Origin of the sequence: Flaviflexus massiliensis (genome assembly GCF_001375495.1) — a bacterium.
GTDB lineage: Bacteria > Actinomycetota > Actinomycetes > Actinomycetales > Actinomycetaceae > Flaviflexus > Flaviflexus massiliensis.
On sequence record NZ_LN831058.1, the window covers coordinates 1,039,640 to 1,054,217 of the forward strand.

The following is a 14,578-nucleotide window of genomic DNA, read 5'->3' on the forward strand; positions in this document are numbered from 1 at the left end:
GCGGACAGAGACCGGGGTGGGCCGGCAATTTCCTTCCCGGAGAGCGCTGACCCGAAGGAGCCGAGTAAGCGAGGCTCCTCGGTCCGATGATCTCGTTCACTCCCACTTCCTTGATTCCGCCCTTGCTCTTGCCGAGAGGAGGTGATCGAAGCGAAAGTGGCTCGCGAGTGCACCGGGCATTTTGCTTCCATTCGTGGGAAACTAGGGGCATGAAGTCTCGCATTCTTGTTGTCGATGATGATCCGTCAATCTCGGAAATGGTCGCGATCCTGCTCGAGTCCGAAGGATACGACGTGACCGTCTGTGCTGACGGACTGTCGGTCCTGCCTCTCTACCGTGCAGAGCGACCCGACCTGGTGCTTCTCGACGTTATGCTCCCAGGAATGAACGGCGTTGAAGTCTGCAAGGTGCTGCGGGACGAAACCGATATTCCGATCATCATGATGAGTGCGCTGACCGACTCCGTTGATGTCATTGCCGGACTGGAAGCGGGTGCGGACGACTACGTGACGAAGCCGTTCGAGAACTCGGTTCTCATGGCCCGCATCAAGGCACGCCTGCGCCGCCAGGAACTCGAGCCCGAGATCTTGAAGGTCGCTGACCTCACGATCGATATCACGGGACACACGGTGATGCGCGGGAATGAAAACCTGTCGCTCACGCCCCTCGAATTTGATCTTCTTGTTGCGCTTGCTCGCAAGCCCCGCCAGGTTTTCTCCCGTGAAGAGCTCCTCGAACTCGTGTGGGGATACCGGCACAGTGCGGACACCCGTCTCGTTAACGTGCACGTGCAGAGACTCCGCGCGAAGGTCGAAAAAGACCAGGATAATCCCGAAGTTGTCGTGACCGTCCGCGGCGTGGGATACCGGGCGGGTGCGGCACAGGAGTGACCGCTCAACCGGATGAGGAGACGGCTGGCCGCTCGCGAGGAAGGCTGCTCGCCGCGAAGATCGGCGAGATCACACACTTCTTCCGGGAACGGCTCCAGGTCCGTGTCATCGCTATCCTTCTCACTATCGTAACCGTCTCGGTTGTTCTCACCTTCGGCGTTTCGCTGTGGCAGATCCGCAACCAGGTATACGACAACCGGGTTGACTCCATCGTTGAAGAGTTCGGTAACGATGCTCGCGCTGCGCAACGGAGCTTTGATGCGATCATCGGGTCCAACCCGGGTGAGGTCCAGCTAGAGGCCAACACGATTGTGAACGGCCTCTATGACCCCACATCCTCAATCACCGGGGTCATGCTCATGCGTTCGGACAACCAGGAGTCGAGCGGACTGCAGATACTCGAACCCGTCACCGGACCGGCCACGATCCGTGACCTCGTCACGGACGAATTGCGTGCACAAACTGCCCACTCGGAAGCACTCCACTGGCAGTCAGTTGAGATCCCGTCTTCGAATGGCGGCACGAATCCGGGCATCGTCGTCGGCGTTGCGATCACTATTCCCGGCACCGGTAATTACGAGCTCTATTCCGTGTTCTCGCTCGAATCGGAACAGCGTCTCCTGTCGCTGGTGACGACGGTGCAGATGGCGGCGGCGGCAATGCTCCTCGTCCTTCTCGTGCTCATGACCTTCGTTCTCGTCCGGATGGTTCTTGGACCGATCAAGGAAGCATCGCGCAATGCTCGCCGGATCGCCGATGGTGCCTTCGAGGTGCGGATGGATGTGCGTGGCGACGACGAGCTTGCTCAGCTCGCCAACTCCTTTAACCAGATGGCGTCCTCACTCGACGAGCAGTTCACGAGACTGCAGAAGCTCTCCAAGGTTCAGCAGGACTTTGTGTCCGCCGTTTCGCACGAGCTCCGCTCACCCGTGACAACGATCCGCATGGCAGGGCAGCTGATCTACGACAAGCGGGAAGAACTACCGAGCAGACTGCAGCGCTCCGCGGAGCTCATGCAGCGTCAGCTCGTCAACCTGGATGCGATGCTCGCGGACCTCCTGGAAATCTCCCGATTCGATGCTGGCGCGATGGCGTTGAATAACGAAAACGTTGACATGTCGGAGCTAGTCAATAACGTGATTGACATGACCGCGCCGCTGGCCATTGAGGACGGCGTGACCGTTCGTGCCTACGCATCGGGCGACACGTACGCCGATGTGGAGCATCGCCGTGTTGAACGCATTGTCCGCAACCTTCTCGTCAACGCTATCGAGCACGCCGAGGGTGGGAACGTGCGCCTCGACGTGGTTGGTAACGAGACGGCTGTTGCCGTCAGGGTTGTCGACAACGGTGTGGGTATGAGCCAGGATCAGGTCGACCACGTGTTTGACAGGTTCTGGCGTGCGGATGCGGCCCGCGTCCGCAAGGCCGGCGGAACCGGCCTTGGGCTCACGATTGCGCGTGAGGATGCGAACCTGCACGGCGGCGAAATCCGCGTGTGGGGAGTCATTGGGGAAGGCTCCAGCTTCATCCTCATCATGCCCAGGGAGCCCGGCAGCCCCTACGTGTCACCACTTGATGTTGAGGTAGATTTCTCTGCACTCGACTTTGAGGAGGAATCGTGAAAAAGATTGTCGCATTCGCTGGTGTCCTCTGCCTGCTTGCAGCATGCACCACCCTCCCAACGGAAGGTCCGGTCAACGCGACCAAGGCCCCGACCGATACGAGCAGAAACGTTGGTCTCCACGCGAACGGACCCAGCGAGGGCGCGTCCCCCGAAGAGATCGTCAACGGCTTCCTCACCGCCTCCGGTGCCGGCCCATCCAACGACTTTGCAGTCGCAAGACAGTTCCTCTCCGAAGAAGCATCAGCCTCCTGGCAGCCCCTCTCATCCGTCCGCATATATTCGGATTCACGGGTGCCGGTCACGACGAGAACCGATACGCAGGCGGTCAGGCTGTCACTCGGGAGTGAAGGCTCGCTCGATCAGGACGGAAAGTTCACGCCCTCGTCCCGCGACGCAGTCATCACGACCGAATTTTCCCTTGCCCGTAACTCGGAGGGTCAGTGGCGGATCATTGACCTCGAGAACGGCCTGCTTATTTCCGCGACCCTCTTCGACTCGCAGTACGCGAAGTCGGAACTGTACTTCCTGACCTTCGACTCGCGATATCTCGTGGCAGATATGCGCTGGTTCCCGCGTAACTCCTACGCCGTTCAGGCCATGAATCAGCTTTTCGCAGGCCCTTCACCGTGGCTCGCCAGTGCAGTGCACACAGCAATCCCGGCAAACACGACCGTCGGGTCTCGCAGCATCTCCATCGAAAACGGTCTTGCCACCGTCTCGGTCAGTGAAGAAGCGCTCTCGGTTGCCGGCTACCAGAGGGTGCTGTTCGAATCGCAGGTCGAAGAAACACTCACCCTGCTGTCCAACGTTCAAGACGTTGAACTGACCATCGATGGGGCACCCTGGCCAATATCGTCTGGGACCGGCCCATCGTCATATCCCTTCACCGACTCGAGGGTGCTCGTGATGGTCGGGGGACAGCCCTCCCTCTACCGCGACGGAACCTCGGTTGGCCTCAACATGAGTGCCGTGCCCGACAACCTGCATTCCCTCGCCATGGGCTACCTCGAAAACCCGACCATGGTCGGCATCTCCGGTAACTCCCTCGTCACCCTCCCGAACGACGGAACCGCACCACGCACGCTGCTGGAGGGGCCCGAACTCATCCCGCCGTCGGTCGACATTTACGACTGGGTATGGTCCGGCCAATCCAACGCTGCCGGGAAAATTACAGCCGTCACCCCGGCGGGGGAGAAGGTGGATATGCAGGTGCCGTGGCTGGGAGACTCGGTCGTGAAATCCATTCACGTATCCCGCGAAGGCGCTCGTGCCGTTATTGTTTCCCAGACTGAAACCACAACCCACGTCTCAGCCGTTGCGATCACGCGTGATTCCCAAGGAAACCCCATCTCCTTTGGTGAGCCCGTAGAGCTGGGAACGAGGATCGAGTCCGTCACCGACATTGCCTGGATCGACGAAACCTCCGTCGCAGTTCTGGGAACCCTGTCGGGAAGTAACAGTCCCGCAATTTACTCAGTGCCGATTGGCGGACCGATCCACACGATCACCGAAGCCAATGGTGCCACCTCGATCACGGCGGGTGACGGGGATGACTCCCTCATTGTCGCCACCGAGAACGGGCAGATCCTCGAACGCTCAGGCGGTGGCTGGAAGCTCCTCCTAACCGAAGGAAGCGATCCCGCGCTCGCGGGCTAACACCACCCGTCCTTTCCCGAAGAACTGGGAGCATCTCTCGTTTCAATGTCGATTCACGCCGGGCACATCGGAACGATCCTCGGTGGTATGAGTACCCATCCACAGACTGATTCTGGAGTGCTCAGAAGAAGCGTTCAATGAGGGCATGACATCAGCACCTCAACGCGGCAGTTCACCTTCCCGGAGTCTTTCCGAGCCCACTCGCCCCATTCTTGGAAAGCTGTCCGAGGTAGTGGAAACCTTTTTCCCCGCACAGTGCCCCGGGTGCGGCCAGTGGGATACTGCGGCATGCGATGCGTGCCTGGAGGCGATGGGGGAGCCGATGGAGGTCGCACACTTTCTGCCCCATCTCTCCCGCATCACACCCGATGGCGATGACATACCGCTCTTTCCCGTATGGGCACTGTCCTCGTACGAGGAAATGGGGGCCGTGATTCGCGCCTGGAAGGCCAGACCCAACAGTATGCTCGACAAGCTCGTGGGCGATAGGGTCGACCAGCTGGTACGAAAAGCCGCGGGTTCTTTTGGGGAGGCTCTCGATGACGCTACGACCATTCACGTTGTTCCCGCACCATCGAGGCCGGCGCGGTACCGCGCCGACACCTACGTGACCGGGACGATTGCTGATCGAGTGGCCGGAGCACTCGCAACGCGTAGCAGCGGACCGGATCTGGTGACCTCCATCGACCTCTTCGCCCCCAGGAAGGGACGCCAGCGAGGCAGGTCGCGCCGAGACCGTCACAAGCGGGCCCCGGTCCGGTTACGAGCGGACCTAGATGGCGGGCAAATTCTGCTCGTGGATGACGTGGCAACGACCGGAGCGACCCTCGACGACTGTTGGCAGGCCCTCCACCAGCGCAAACATTCGATCCTTGGAGCTCTCTGTATAGCTGCGGTTATTCCGCGGGGAACTGTGCCCTAAAGCCCACCGTGTGGAGTAAACGTAGAGTAAAATGTAGGGAACGATATCCACAAGGAGTCGTGAACTGAAGGAGGTGGTTGGTTCTGCTCGCCACTCCGGCGAGTTTGCCATTTCGACGGGCCCAAGCCCACACCCTTCTGATGAGGAGAAAATCGTGGAAATCATCGTACAAGGACGTAACGCCGAGATTTCGGACCGGTTTAGAGAGCACGTGGTTGACAAGCTCTCCAAGATTGAACAGTTCGCCCCCCGAGCCCAGCGCGTGGAAGTCGAAGTCACGCATGAAGCCCATCTGGCTCAGACCGACGTGACGGAGAAGATTGAAATAACGGTCATTGATAAGGGCCCCGTGATTCGTGCTGAAGCATCAGCATCAGACCGGGGTGCCGCACTTGATCTGGCCTCCACGAAACTAATTGAACGACTTCGTCGGGCACGCGACCGCAAGAAGACTCACCGCCGCAAGGACGGTAATGGCGAGCAGGTACCGACCGAATTGAATATTGATTTGAAAGAGCTGAATGCTCAGCCGGCCGAACCCGTCGAAGAACGTAAGGTTCCGAGCGAACCCGGTGTCGCGATCGAACAGCAACTGGGTGACTCCCCGGTCATTGTGCGCCAGAAACTTCACGAAGCTGAACCGATGAGCGTGGACCAGGCCCTGTACGAAATGGAGATGGTGGGGCACCCGTTCTACCTCTTTATCGATGATGAGACGAAGCAGCCCTGCGTCGTCTACCACCGCCACGGCTGGACCTATGGCGTCATTCGACTTGACACGAAGGTCGCCGACTAACTGCCGACTAAAGAACTAAAGAGAAGAGAGGACGAGCCTTTTGTAACTGAATGGCCGTCTTCATACGACAGGGAACCCGCGAGCATGCTCGCGGGTCCTCGTCTCTTAGCATGATTGGTTTCTCCGGCCGTGACCGATCGGTAAACTGGGAGAGTCTGTTTTCCTACGCTGTGAGGTATACGTGAGCGCACGTCCGTTGTCTGTTGCTGTTATTGGTGCCGGCCCGGCAGGTATTTATGCCGCCGATATCCTCGCCAAATCCGATATCGAGACATCGATCGACCTGTTTGAACGCTTACCCGCACCCTTCGGGCTCGTCCGGTACGGGGTTGCCCCCGACCATCCCCGCATCAAACAGATCATTGTTGCTCTCTACAAGATTTTGCAGCGCGGCGACATCCGCCTCATCGGCAACGTGATCGTGGGTGAGGACGTGACGATCGAGGACCTGCAGGATCACTACGACGCGATCATTATCGCGACCGGCTCGGATAAGGATTCTCCTATGGAGATCCCGGGAGTGGACCTGGAAGGGAGCTACGGGGCTGCCGATTTCGTGTCCTGGTACGACGGGCACCCCGACTACCCGAGGACGTGGCCGTTGGAGGCAAAAGAGATCGCGGTGATCGGTGTCGGCAACGTGGCCCTCGACGTGGCTCGCATGCTTGCCAAACACCCCGATGACCTCATGGTGACCGAGATACCCGAAAATGTTGAGAAGGGGCTGCGAGAGAACCCGGTGACCGACGTTCACGTGTTCGGACGCCGCGGCCCCGCCCAAGTGAAATTCACGCCTCTCGAACTGCGTGAACTGGGCAAGGTTCCCGACGTTGACGTCATCGTCTACGAAGAAGACTTCGATTTCGACGAGGGATCGCAGGAAGCAATCAGCTCCTCGAACCAGACGAAGCAGGTTGTTAACACCCTGACTGACTGGGTGATGAGGGACGAAGAATTCACGGCCTCACGCCGCATCCACATTCACATGATGCAGTCACCGGTTGAGATCCTCGGAACCGACAGGGTGGAAGGTATCCGGATGGAACGCACCGAGCTCGTCGGTGACGGATCCGTGCGTGGTACGGGGGAGCACATCGACTACCCCGTGCAGGCTGTCTACCGTGCAGTCGGCTACTTCTCGTCCCCCATCAAGGGACTGCCGTTTGACGATGTGCGTGGGATCATCCCCAACGAAGAAGGTAGGGTGCTTGCCCCGGGTGGCGACCACATCCCCGGGATCTACGCCACCGGCTGGGTCAAACGCGGCCCTGTTGGTCTTATTGGCTCCACGAAGTCTGATGCGAGGGAAACCATTGGGCACCTGGTGGAGGACGCGAAGGCGGGCAAGTTCAATCACGAACCCGTCCGTTCGGGTCACGATGCGATGACCAAGGTGCTCGACGAGCGCGGCATCAAATACACGACCTGGCAGGGCTGGGAGCTGCTTGAAGCCTTCGAACTTGCCCTCGGTGAGGATCAGGGCCGCGAACGTGTCAAGGTCGTGGAACGCGACACCATGGCTGCGATTTCTCGCGGTGAAGATCACGATGGAAAGCTGTACTGATGAGTGAAGCAGTGGTGGGTCACATGCACGGGGAATACAAGGAACCGGGGCACAAGCTCATTGTTGTTGACCTTGATATCGAGGACGGCGTGCTCGCACATGTCCAAATCGCCGGCGACTTCTTCCTCGAACCGGACGACGCGCTCCCTCGGATTACCGCCGCGATTGAGGGACTTCCCAAGGACACGGCAGCGGCCGACATTGCTGCCGCTGTCGAGAAGGTCCTAAAACCCACGGATGAACTGTTTGGGCTGAGCGTGCACGGGATTGCGACAGCGGTCCGCAGGGCGCTTGGCAAGTCGATTGACTGGGACGATCTTGAACTGGAGGTCCTTCACGGCCCCGTGGTTTCCCCGATGGTGAATGTTGCCATGGACGAGACGCTGATCGAGGACGTTGCGGCGGGACGCCGCAAGCCCTTCATGAGGATCTGGGAATGGGACTCTCCCTGCGTCGTCATCGGATCCTTCCAGTCAGTTTCCAACGAAATCGACTGGGATGGGATGAACCGGCACGGCATCACCCTGTGCCGCAGGGTCACGGGAGGGGGAGCGATGTTCATGGAGGCAGGTAACTGCATCACCTACTCTCTTGTCGTCCCCACCGCCCTCGTTGATGGAATGAGCTTCAAGGACTCCTATCCGTTCCTCGACGAGTGGGTCATGGAAGCCCTCGAAAAGGTGGGGGTGAAGGCCACCTACGTTCCGCTCAACGACATTACGTCCGAGCAGGGCAAGATCGGTGGGGCAGCCCAGAAACACTTCGCGAGCGGAGTCATGGTGCACCACGTGACGATGAGCTACGACATTGATGCCGAGAAGATGATGGAATGCCTCCGCATCGGCAAGGAAAAGATCCGCGATAAGGGGCTGCGTTCCGCAGTGAAGCGCGTGGACCCGATCAAGTCTCAAACCGGCATGGCACGCCAAGACATCATTGATGTCTTCCTCGACCACTTCGCGACCAAATACAAGGCCACGCCCGGCACGATCACCCAGGCCGACATCGACACCGCACTCGAGCGGTGCGAAACCAAGTTTGATACGGACGACTGGACATTCCGGCTCCCGTAGCCACTCGAAGAAAGGCAGAAGCATGAACCGTTCCACCCTCAATGGCGTTAAGACCGCGTTACTCCTGGGAGTGCTGTGGGCGGTGCTGCTTGGAATCGGTGGCGCTCTCGCGTACGCCACCGGCTCGTGGATGTACATCATCGTCTTCGGAGTCCTCGGTCTCGGATCGACCGCCTACTCGTATTGGAACTCGGGCAAGCTCGCCATCCGTTCCATGAATGCTCGAGAGGTGAGCGAAGCAGAATTCCCCTGGTATCACCAGACCGTGCGGGAATTGGCGCAGAAGGCGGGCAAACCCATGCCCCGCCTCTACATCTCACCCACCCCGTCGCCCAACGCTTTCGCAACCGGACGCAACCCCGAAAACGCGGCAGTGTGCGTGACCGAGGGGATCCTCGGGCTCCTGTCTGAGCGCGAACTGCGCGCAGTGCTGGGGCATGAGCTCATGCACGTGTACAACCGCGACATCCTCACGTCCTCCGTTGCAGCAGGCCTTGCTGGCATTGTCTCCTCCATCGCCCAGCTCTTCATGTGGATGGGGATGATGGGCGGAAATAGGAATAACAACAGCAATCCCATCGCCCTCATCGGGATGTTATTCATGGCGTTGCTCGCTCCCATCGCAGCCTCACTCATCCAGCTCGCCGTCTCCCGCACGCGAGAATACGATGCGGACCATGATGGTGCAGAGCTCACGGAAGACCCCCTGGGTCTTGCCTCGGCACTCAACAAGATCTCCGGTGGGACAGCACGTACACCACTGAAGGAAACCCCTGCCATGGACTCCGTCTCGCACATGATGATCGCCAATCCCTTCGCGGGCAAGGGAAGGGCACTCTTCTCCACACACCCGCCCATGGCGGACAGGATCAAGCGCCTGGAGGAGATGGCGGGCTACTAGGAGGTCCGAGCACCGGTTCCTGAACGCTTGCTCAGCGACGGAATTTCACGATAGACGCAGCTGTGGCCAGCCCCTCAGGGGGCTGGCCACAGTCATCGATTCAGGTGGCTCTGGCCGGCCTGCAACGGTATTTAACGGTAGTTCTGGAAGGAGAGGGCGAAGTCGAAGTCCGCTCCCTTGAGAAGAGCGATTGTTGCCTGCAAGTCATCGCGCGACTTCGAGCTGACACGCACCTCATCACCCTGGATCTGGGTCTTGACGGACTTCGGCCCCTCATCGCGAACAAGCTTGGTGATCTTCTTCGCGTTCTCCTGGGAGATACCTTCCTTGAGGGCTCCAGCAAGGCGGTATTCCTTACCGGACTGCTGGGGGACACCCTCGCCCACGTCGAGGACCTTGAGGGAGACTCCGCGGCGTACAAGCTTGGTTTGGAGGACGTCGTAGACGGCGAGGCAGCGCTCTTCCGAGTTCGCCTTCATGAGGATTGATTCGCCTTTGAGTTCGATCGATGCGTCAACTCCCTTGAAGTCATAACGCTGGTTGATCTCCTTCGCTGTCTGATTGACAGCGTTGTCCACCTCCTGCATGTCATACGTCGAAACAACGTCAAATGACGAGTCGGCCATGTTCTTCCTTTCGCTAGGCTGGCGCCCTAAATGAGAGGTCGCGCACTGGTACGCTTCCCAGTTTGACATGACCGGGATGAAACTTGGTAGTCTCCCTTATGCACCCTTCGGGTGTAAGGCGGATTGACCGAGCGGCCAATGGTATCTGACTGTAAATCAGACGCGAGAGCTACGGGGGTTCGAATCCCTCATCCGCCACCGTACGATTCGTCGTGCATGTGCGTGAGTATCCTCACCGCAACCGGGAGCAAACGGACTTGGTTCCAGCCCGGAAGCGCTGATAGGCTTATGCGCGCCGCCCCGATAGCTCAGACGGCAGAGCGTCTCCATGGTAAGGAGAAGGTCCAGGGTTCAATTCCCTGTCGGGGCTCCATTTTGCGGAGGGCTATCCGTAGGATGATGCGGCGGGGTAGCTCAGCTGGTCAGAGCGCACGACTCATAATCGTGAGGTCGCGGGTTCAAGCCCCGCCCCCGCTACAGGCAAAGTAGAGATCGCGGAACCGCCGTGTCTCGCAGAACGAAGTGAGGAAACCGTGGCATCAAAGTCTGCCGACGTTCGCCCCAAGATCACCCTCGCCTGCGAGGTGTGCAAGGAGCGCAACTACATCACGAAGAAGAACCGTCGTAACAACCCCGACCGTCTCGAGATGAAGAAGTACTGCGCTCGCTGCAATGCTTCGACCACGCACCGCGAAACCCGCTAAAGCGAATACATGTTTTCTGAAGGAGCCCGCCGCACAGGCGGGCTCCTTCGTTTTCAAACAGCACCTTGTTTCTCAACAGCGCCAGGGCGAGGCCGCTACGCTGACGTGGTGGAAGGTGACGCGGTGGAAGATATTGGAATGGTAAGGAGCGGTCATGCTGTCGGATAAGCAAAGTGAGCTCCTTGAAGGCTGGCTGCCCGGATACAAAATCGTTGAGGACCTGACTTGGGACATCGCCCAAACCACCGTCCACCGGGTTGAAGCCGGCGGAGAATACTTCACGGTCAAGGCGGGCACGAAGTACAACAATCACATCAGGCGGGAGATCGCCGCCCACGAAACGGTGCTGATCAACCCTACGCTTGCTCCTCGGGTCCCTCGCCTTATCGCGGAGGACCGTGACCACCGCATTCTTGTCACAACCCGGATCCCGGGCCAGCTCATCGATGATTCGGTGAAAGAGTCGGATCCTGACGTTCTCTTTCAAGCTGGCCAGTTCTTGAGGGCACTGCACGATACCGAGCACGGGACTGATGAGACGCTCAATCGGAACCTGGTGAATGCTGCACTCAAATGGCTCGATAAACCCCATGTGATCGAACCGGACAAGGCAGACCAGGCCCGTGAGCTCCTTCAGGCATATACGGAGGTATCCCCGGCAGTGGTTTCAAGCCACGGGGATTACAGCGGGCGGAACTGGCTGTGGACGGGGGATGGCCTGGCGGTTATTGACTTTGGCAGGTTCGGGCACAGGCCAGCGAGTCATGATTTCATTCGCATGTTCTTCCGCAGATGGCACGATCACCCGAAAGAGGCTGAACCGTTCTTTAGTGGCTACGGGCAGGAGCCCGCTGATGTGTACGGTCAAGACTGGTGGTACACGATCCTTCGCGAAGCGGTCGCGACAGCGTGCTGGGCCCGTGCGGTTGATGATCGTGAGTTCGAAGCGCTCGGACTACGTTTTATTGATATCGCGCTGAAGAAACTCGACTAGCTGAATAGTTCAGTTCGGCTCATCCACCGAAACTGCGCATGTGCGAAACTGCAAGTGGTAGCTCTGCTCGTCACTGCAAAGTACTAGCGAGCATCGCAGTATTCGAGGATGTCATCGATCGTTTCATCCACGGCTTCGGCGTCCAACGTATTGACAGCCCGGTATAGGTCTTGAGCAAGTTCAGATACTTTGTCATGCAGCTGGACCCAACCGCCGCCAAACAGCGTGGAGATTGCGAGAAGATCAGTGACATTGTCGCGGAAGTCCTCCTCGTTGCTCGGGTCATTAAACGATTCGTACCTCCCATCCATGTCGCGAGCTAAACCGCAGGCGTAGTCAATCTTGCCTTCGTACGAATAGTCCGCTGTATTGGTGCTGCGGCCAAGGAAGAACCCGATCGTTCCGCCAAGGGCCACGGCAAGGACAAGGATGATGGCGAGGATGCCGGGGTTCATTTGTTTCATTGGTTCTTTCCGGTTTCTTTAAATATGGTGCGGCAAAAATTGTTCCTGACCAGGAATTGATTGTTGCGACAGTGCAGTCTTCTCCAGGGTTGCTGATGTCCACCTTGGCAGAGTGGAGGAGCAGAATCGATAGATTCACGGCTCCTGCGCTGGGGATAAGGGCCCGCCTCCCGGCCTTCTAGCCTGGTTCACTGACGATTTCTGCCCCGACCTATCGCCGCCGCACTAGACTTGGGAGATGGATAGGAATCTCGACAGCGCTCACTCGGGGCGGCCGCGGAAGCTTGACAAGAAGAAGTACGAGAAGGAACTGCGCCGCCTCCAAGCCGAGCTCGTCGCCATGCAGCAGTGGGTGATCGAGACCGGTGAACGGGTCTGCATCATCTTTGAGGGTCGGGACGCGGCGGGGAAGGGTTCCGCCATCGCCCGCATCACCCAGTATCTCAATCCCCGTCACGCGAAGGTCGTTGCTCTACCTGCTCCGACGGAGCGGGAAAAGACCCAGTGGTACTTCCAGCGCTATACCGCCCACCTTCCCGCCGCGGGTGAGATCGTCATTTTCGACCGCTCCTGGTACAACCGGGCCGGAGTGGAACGGGTCATGGGCTTCTGCACGGTCGAGGAATATCACCGCTTCCTCCGGCAAGCACCTGACTTTGAAAGAATGCTCGTTGACGATGGTATTCGGCTCATCAAGTACTGGTTCTCTGTCTCTGCACAGGAGCAGGAGGAGCGCTTCCGGTCCAGGTCGAATGACCCGATGAGGCGATGGAAACTGTCTCCCATGGACGTGGAATCAATCTCCCGGTGGGACGACTACTCGCGCGCCAAGGATGCAATGTTTGCGGCGACGGACACCCCGTGGGCTAGGTGGCGCACAGTCGAGAGTGAAGACAAGAAACGCTCGCGCATCAACGTCATGAACGACATCCTCCACCAGATCCCCTGGCAGCGCATCGAGCCGGCTGAAGTCCAGATCCCACATCGCCCCGAAGCTACCGAAGACTCATCCCTCGACCGGCTAGATCGCAACAAGTACGAGTATGTGGAAGATGTTGCGGCCGCCCTCGAGAAGGACTGAGTGGGCTCAGGCAGGGATGAGATACGGATTCAATTGGAATCCATTTCCCCTGGTGAGCTGGGAATACTCGATGAGGTGATTACCGTACCTGCCACCGGGTGCGTGACGGGCCTAAGATGTCACCATGAGCTGTTCCATCATCGAACCGAACGAACCCGTCGACATCGGCCCCTCCGTCCCCTCGACGAGGAGAACCGGAGAGTCGACCTTTGCCGAACTGACCACGATTGCCACCGGCGGTCCCGTCCGTGAACTCGTGCGCGCGACCACGGAGGAAGAAATCGTTGACGCGGTACGCGATGCTGACGAGAACGGCATTGACGTGCTGGTCCTCGGCGGGGGATCCAATCTCCTCGTGAGCGATCAGGGCTTTGAGGGCAGGGTTGTTATCGATACCAGGAACCAGATCGATCAGCTCCAGATCTCGGGATGTGGGGGAGCGATCCTCCGCGGCACCGCAGGCACACCGTGGGATGAGTTCGTCAACGTCTCCATTTCCCAGGGCTGGAACGGTATTGAAGCCATGTCCGGGATCCCAGGATCCCTTGGGGCGACCCCGGTCCAAAACGTCGGAGCCTACGGACAGGAAGTCTCCGAAACGATCTACTCGGTGCGCATCTATGATCGCGAAAAGAAGAAGCGCACCGACATGGTCCCATCCGAGCTCGGGCTCTCTTACCGCAATTCGAAACTTAAGGAATCGACCGCGGAATGGGGTGCGACAGGCCGCTGGGTTGTCCTGTCCGTGACCTACCAGCTGGGGCTGGCCACCAACTCCACGCCCATCGCCTATAAACAGCTCGCAGACGCCCTCGGAGTGGATGTGGGGCAGAGAGTCCCAACGGTTGACCTGCGGGCCGCTGTGCTCGATTTGAGGCGCTCCAAGGGCATGGTTCTTGATGACAGTGACCGCGACACATACTCCCTTGGTTCTTTCTTCACCAACCCGATCGTCACAGAAGACAGAATCCCCGAGGGTGCACCCAAGTACGCGCACGGTGATCTCTTCAAGACCTCCGCAGCCTGGCTGATTGACCATGCCGGCTGTGCTAAAGGATTCGGTGGGGAACTGACCGACGGTCGAGCAACCCTGTCCACCAAGCACACCCTCGCTCTTACAAACCGTGGCGGTGCCTCGACCGGAGACATCCTCACCCTCGCGCGGCAGGTGCGCTCGCGGGTGCACGATGCTTTCGGTATTGAGCTCGTCAACGAGCCCGTCATCCTCGGCGAGGCACTGTAGCCACAGGAAGCAGATACAACTAAGGAAGGGCTGGGAC

General features: G+C 59.0%; 14 protein-coding genes and 3 tRNA genes. 15 read left to right on the forward strand and 2 right to left on the reverse strand.

The genetic code is table 11. The features are described from left to right. The first annotated feature begins 209 nt into the window (after nucleotides 1–209). From mtrA to htpX, 8 genes are all read left to right on the forward strand, one after another. The gene (gene mtrA, locus BN1241_RS08730) at nucleotides 210–890 is read left to right on the forward strand and encodes an MtrAB system response regulator MtrA (protein WP_054953230.1); all 681 of its coding nucleotides are present in this window, start codon (nucleotides 210–212) and stop codon (nucleotides 888–890) included. Continuing rightward, complete coding sequence (gene mtrB / locus BN1241_RS08735) at nucleotides 887–2,515, forward strand: MtrAB system histidine kinase MtrB (protein WP_054953231.1); 1,629 nt, start codon at nucleotides 887–889, stop codon at nucleotides 2,513–2,515. The genes mtrA and mtrB overlap by 4 nt, the downstream gene beginning before the upstream one ends. Further along, nucleotides 2,512–4,173, forward strand: coding sequence for an LpqB family beta-propeller domain-containing protein (locus BN1241_RS08740; RefSeq protein WP_054953232.1), 1,662 nt, complete (start codon nucleotides 2,512–2,514; stop codon nucleotides 4,171–4,173). The genes mtrB and BN1241_RS08740 overlap by 4 nt, the downstream gene beginning before the upstream one ends. A gap of 145 nt (nucleotides 4,174–4,318) precedes the next feature. Further along, complete coding sequence (locus BN1241_RS08745; RefSeq protein ID WP_147599371.1) at nucleotides 4,319–5,095, forward strand: ComF family protein; 777 nt, start codon at nucleotides 4,319–4,321, stop codon at nucleotides 5,093–5,095. Nucleotides 5,096–5,249: 154 nt separating this feature from the next. Beyond that, nucleotides 5,250–5,891, forward strand: a complete 642-nt coding sequence (gene hpf / locus BN1241_RS08750; protein ID WP_054953864.1) for a ribosome hibernation-promoting factor, HPF/YfiA family — start codon at nucleotides 5,250–5,252, stop codon at nucleotides 5,889–5,891. Between the two features lie 181 nt (nucleotides 5,892–6,072). Further along, nucleotides 6,073–7,455, forward strand: coding sequence for an FAD-dependent oxidoreductase (locus BN1241_RS08755; RefSeq protein WP_054953234.1), 1,383 nt, complete (start codon nucleotides 6,073–6,075; stop codon nucleotides 7,453–7,455). A gap of 23 nt (nucleotides 7,456–7,478) precedes the next feature. Continuing rightward, complete coding sequence (locus BN1241_RS08760) at nucleotides 7,479–8,528, forward strand: lipoate-protein ligase small subunit (RefSeq protein ID WP_054953865.1); 1,050 nt, start codon at nucleotides 7,479–7,481, stop codon at nucleotides 8,526–8,528. A 22-nt stretch (nucleotides 8,529–8,550) separates the two neighbouring features. Next, entirely contained in the window at nucleotides 8,551–9,429 is an 879-nt protein-coding gene (gene htpX, locus BN1241_RS08765; RefSeq protein WP_054953235.1) for a zinc metalloprotease HtpX, read from the forward strand. A gap of 131 nt (nucleotides 9,430–9,560) precedes the next feature. On the opposite strand, the gene BN1241_RS08770 is transcribed toward htpX, so the two are convergent. Continuing rightward, entirely contained in the window at nucleotides 9,561–10,055 is a 495-nt protein-coding gene (locus BN1241_RS08770) for a YajQ family cyclic di-GMP-binding protein (RefSeq protein WP_054953236.1), read from the reverse strand. Nucleotides 10,056–10,172: 117 nt separating this feature from the next. On the opposite strand from BN1241_RS08770, the gene BN1241_RS08775 reads away from it, so the two are divergent. The 5 genes from BN1241_RS08775 to BN1241_RS08795 all read left to right on the forward strand — a co-directional run bounded on the left by BN1241_RS08775 (nucleotide 10,173) and on the right by BN1241_RS08795 (nucleotide 11,753). Then, nucleotides 10,173–10,253 (forward strand) — tRNA-Tyr (locus tag BN1241_RS08775). Nucleotides 10,254–10,352: 99 nt separating this feature from the next. Further along, nucleotides 10,353–10,428, forward strand: a tRNA-Thr gene (locus BN1241_RS08780). A gap of 30 nt (nucleotides 10,429–10,458) precedes the next feature. Then, nucleotides 10,459–10,532 (forward strand) — tRNA-Met (locus tag BN1241_RS08785). A gap of 56 nt (nucleotides 10,533–10,588) precedes the next feature. Then, on the forward strand, nucleotides 10,589–10,759 hold the full coding sequence (gene rpmG / locus BN1241_RS08790) for a 50S ribosomal protein L33 (protein ID WP_054953237.1): 171 nt from the start codon (nucleotides 10,589–10,591) through the stop codon (nucleotides 10,757–10,759). Nucleotides 10,760–10,913: 154 nt separating this feature from the next. Beyond that, entirely contained in the window at nucleotides 10,914–11,753 is an 840-nt protein-coding gene (locus tag BN1241_RS08795; RefSeq protein ID WP_054953238.1) for a phosphotransferase family protein, read from the forward strand. 83 nt (nucleotides 11,754–11,836) lie between these two features. Here BN1241_RS08795 and BN1241_RS08800 read toward each other — a convergent pair whose 3' ends face one another. After that, nucleotides 11,837–12,217 carry a hypothetical protein gene (locus BN1241_RS08800; RefSeq protein WP_147599373.1) on the reverse strand — a complete coding sequence of 127 codons (381 nt, stop codon included), beginning with the start codon at nucleotides 12,215–12,217 and terminating at the stop codon, nucleotides 11,837–11,839. Between the two features lie 238 nt (nucleotides 12,218–12,455). Between BN1241_RS08800 and ppk2 the strand changes: the two genes are divergently transcribed. Next, nucleotides 12,456–13,298 (forward strand): polyphosphate kinase 2, encoded by an 843-nt coding sequence (ppk2, locus tag BN1241_RS08805; RefSeq protein ID WP_054953240.1) that lies wholly within the window; start codon nucleotides 12,456–12,458, stop codon nucleotides 13,296–13,298. Nucleotides 13,299–13,422: 124 nt separating this feature from the next. Further along, nucleotides 13,423–14,541, forward strand: a complete 1,119-nt coding sequence (locus tag BN1241_RS08810) for a UDP-N-acetylmuramate dehydrogenase (protein ID WP_077138337.1) — start codon at nucleotides 13,423–13,425, stop codon at nucleotides 14,539–14,541. Nucleotides 14,542–14,578: the final 37 nt, after the last annotated feature.

What these genes read in the sequence shown, in the direction of transcription:
- mtrA (WP_054953230.1), top strand. Translation starts at nt 210, where the DNA reads ATGAAGTCTCGCATTCTTGTTGTCGATGATGATCCGTCAATCTCGGAA.
- BN1241_RS08745 (WP_147599371.1), top strand. Translation starts at nt 4,319, where the DNA reads ATGACATCAGCACCTCAACGCGGCAGTTCACCTTCCCGGAGTCTTTCC.
- BN1241_RS08760 (WP_054953865.1), top strand. Translation starts at nt 7,479, where the DNA reads ATGCACGGGGAATACAAGGAACCGGGGCACAAGCTCATTGTTGTTGAC.
- htpX (WP_054953235.1), top strand. Translation starts at nt 8,551, where the DNA reads ATGAACCGTTCCACCCTCAATGGCGTTAAGACCGCGTTACTCCTGGGA.
- BN1241_RS08770 (WP_054953236.1), bottom strand. Translation starts at nt 10,055, where the DNA reads ATGGCCGACTCGTCATTTGACGTTGTTTCGACGTATGACATGCAGGAG.
- BN1241_RS08795 (WP_054953238.1), top strand. Translation starts at nt 10,914, where the DNA reads ATGCTGTCGGATAAGCAAAGTGAGCTCCTTGAAGGCTGGCTGCCCGGA.
- BN1241_RS08800 (WP_147599373.1), bottom strand. Translation starts at nt 12,217, where the DNA reads ATGAAACAAATGAACCCCGGCATCCTCGCCATCATCCTTGTCCTTGCC.
- ppk2 (WP_054953240.1), top strand. Translation starts at nt 12,456, where the DNA reads ATGGATAGGAATCTCGACAGCGCTCACTCGGGGCGGCCGCGGAAGCTT.
- BN1241_RS08810 (WP_077138337.1), top strand. Translation starts at nt 13,423, where the DNA reads ATGAGCTGTTCCATCATCGAACCGAACGAACCCGTCGACATCGGCCCC.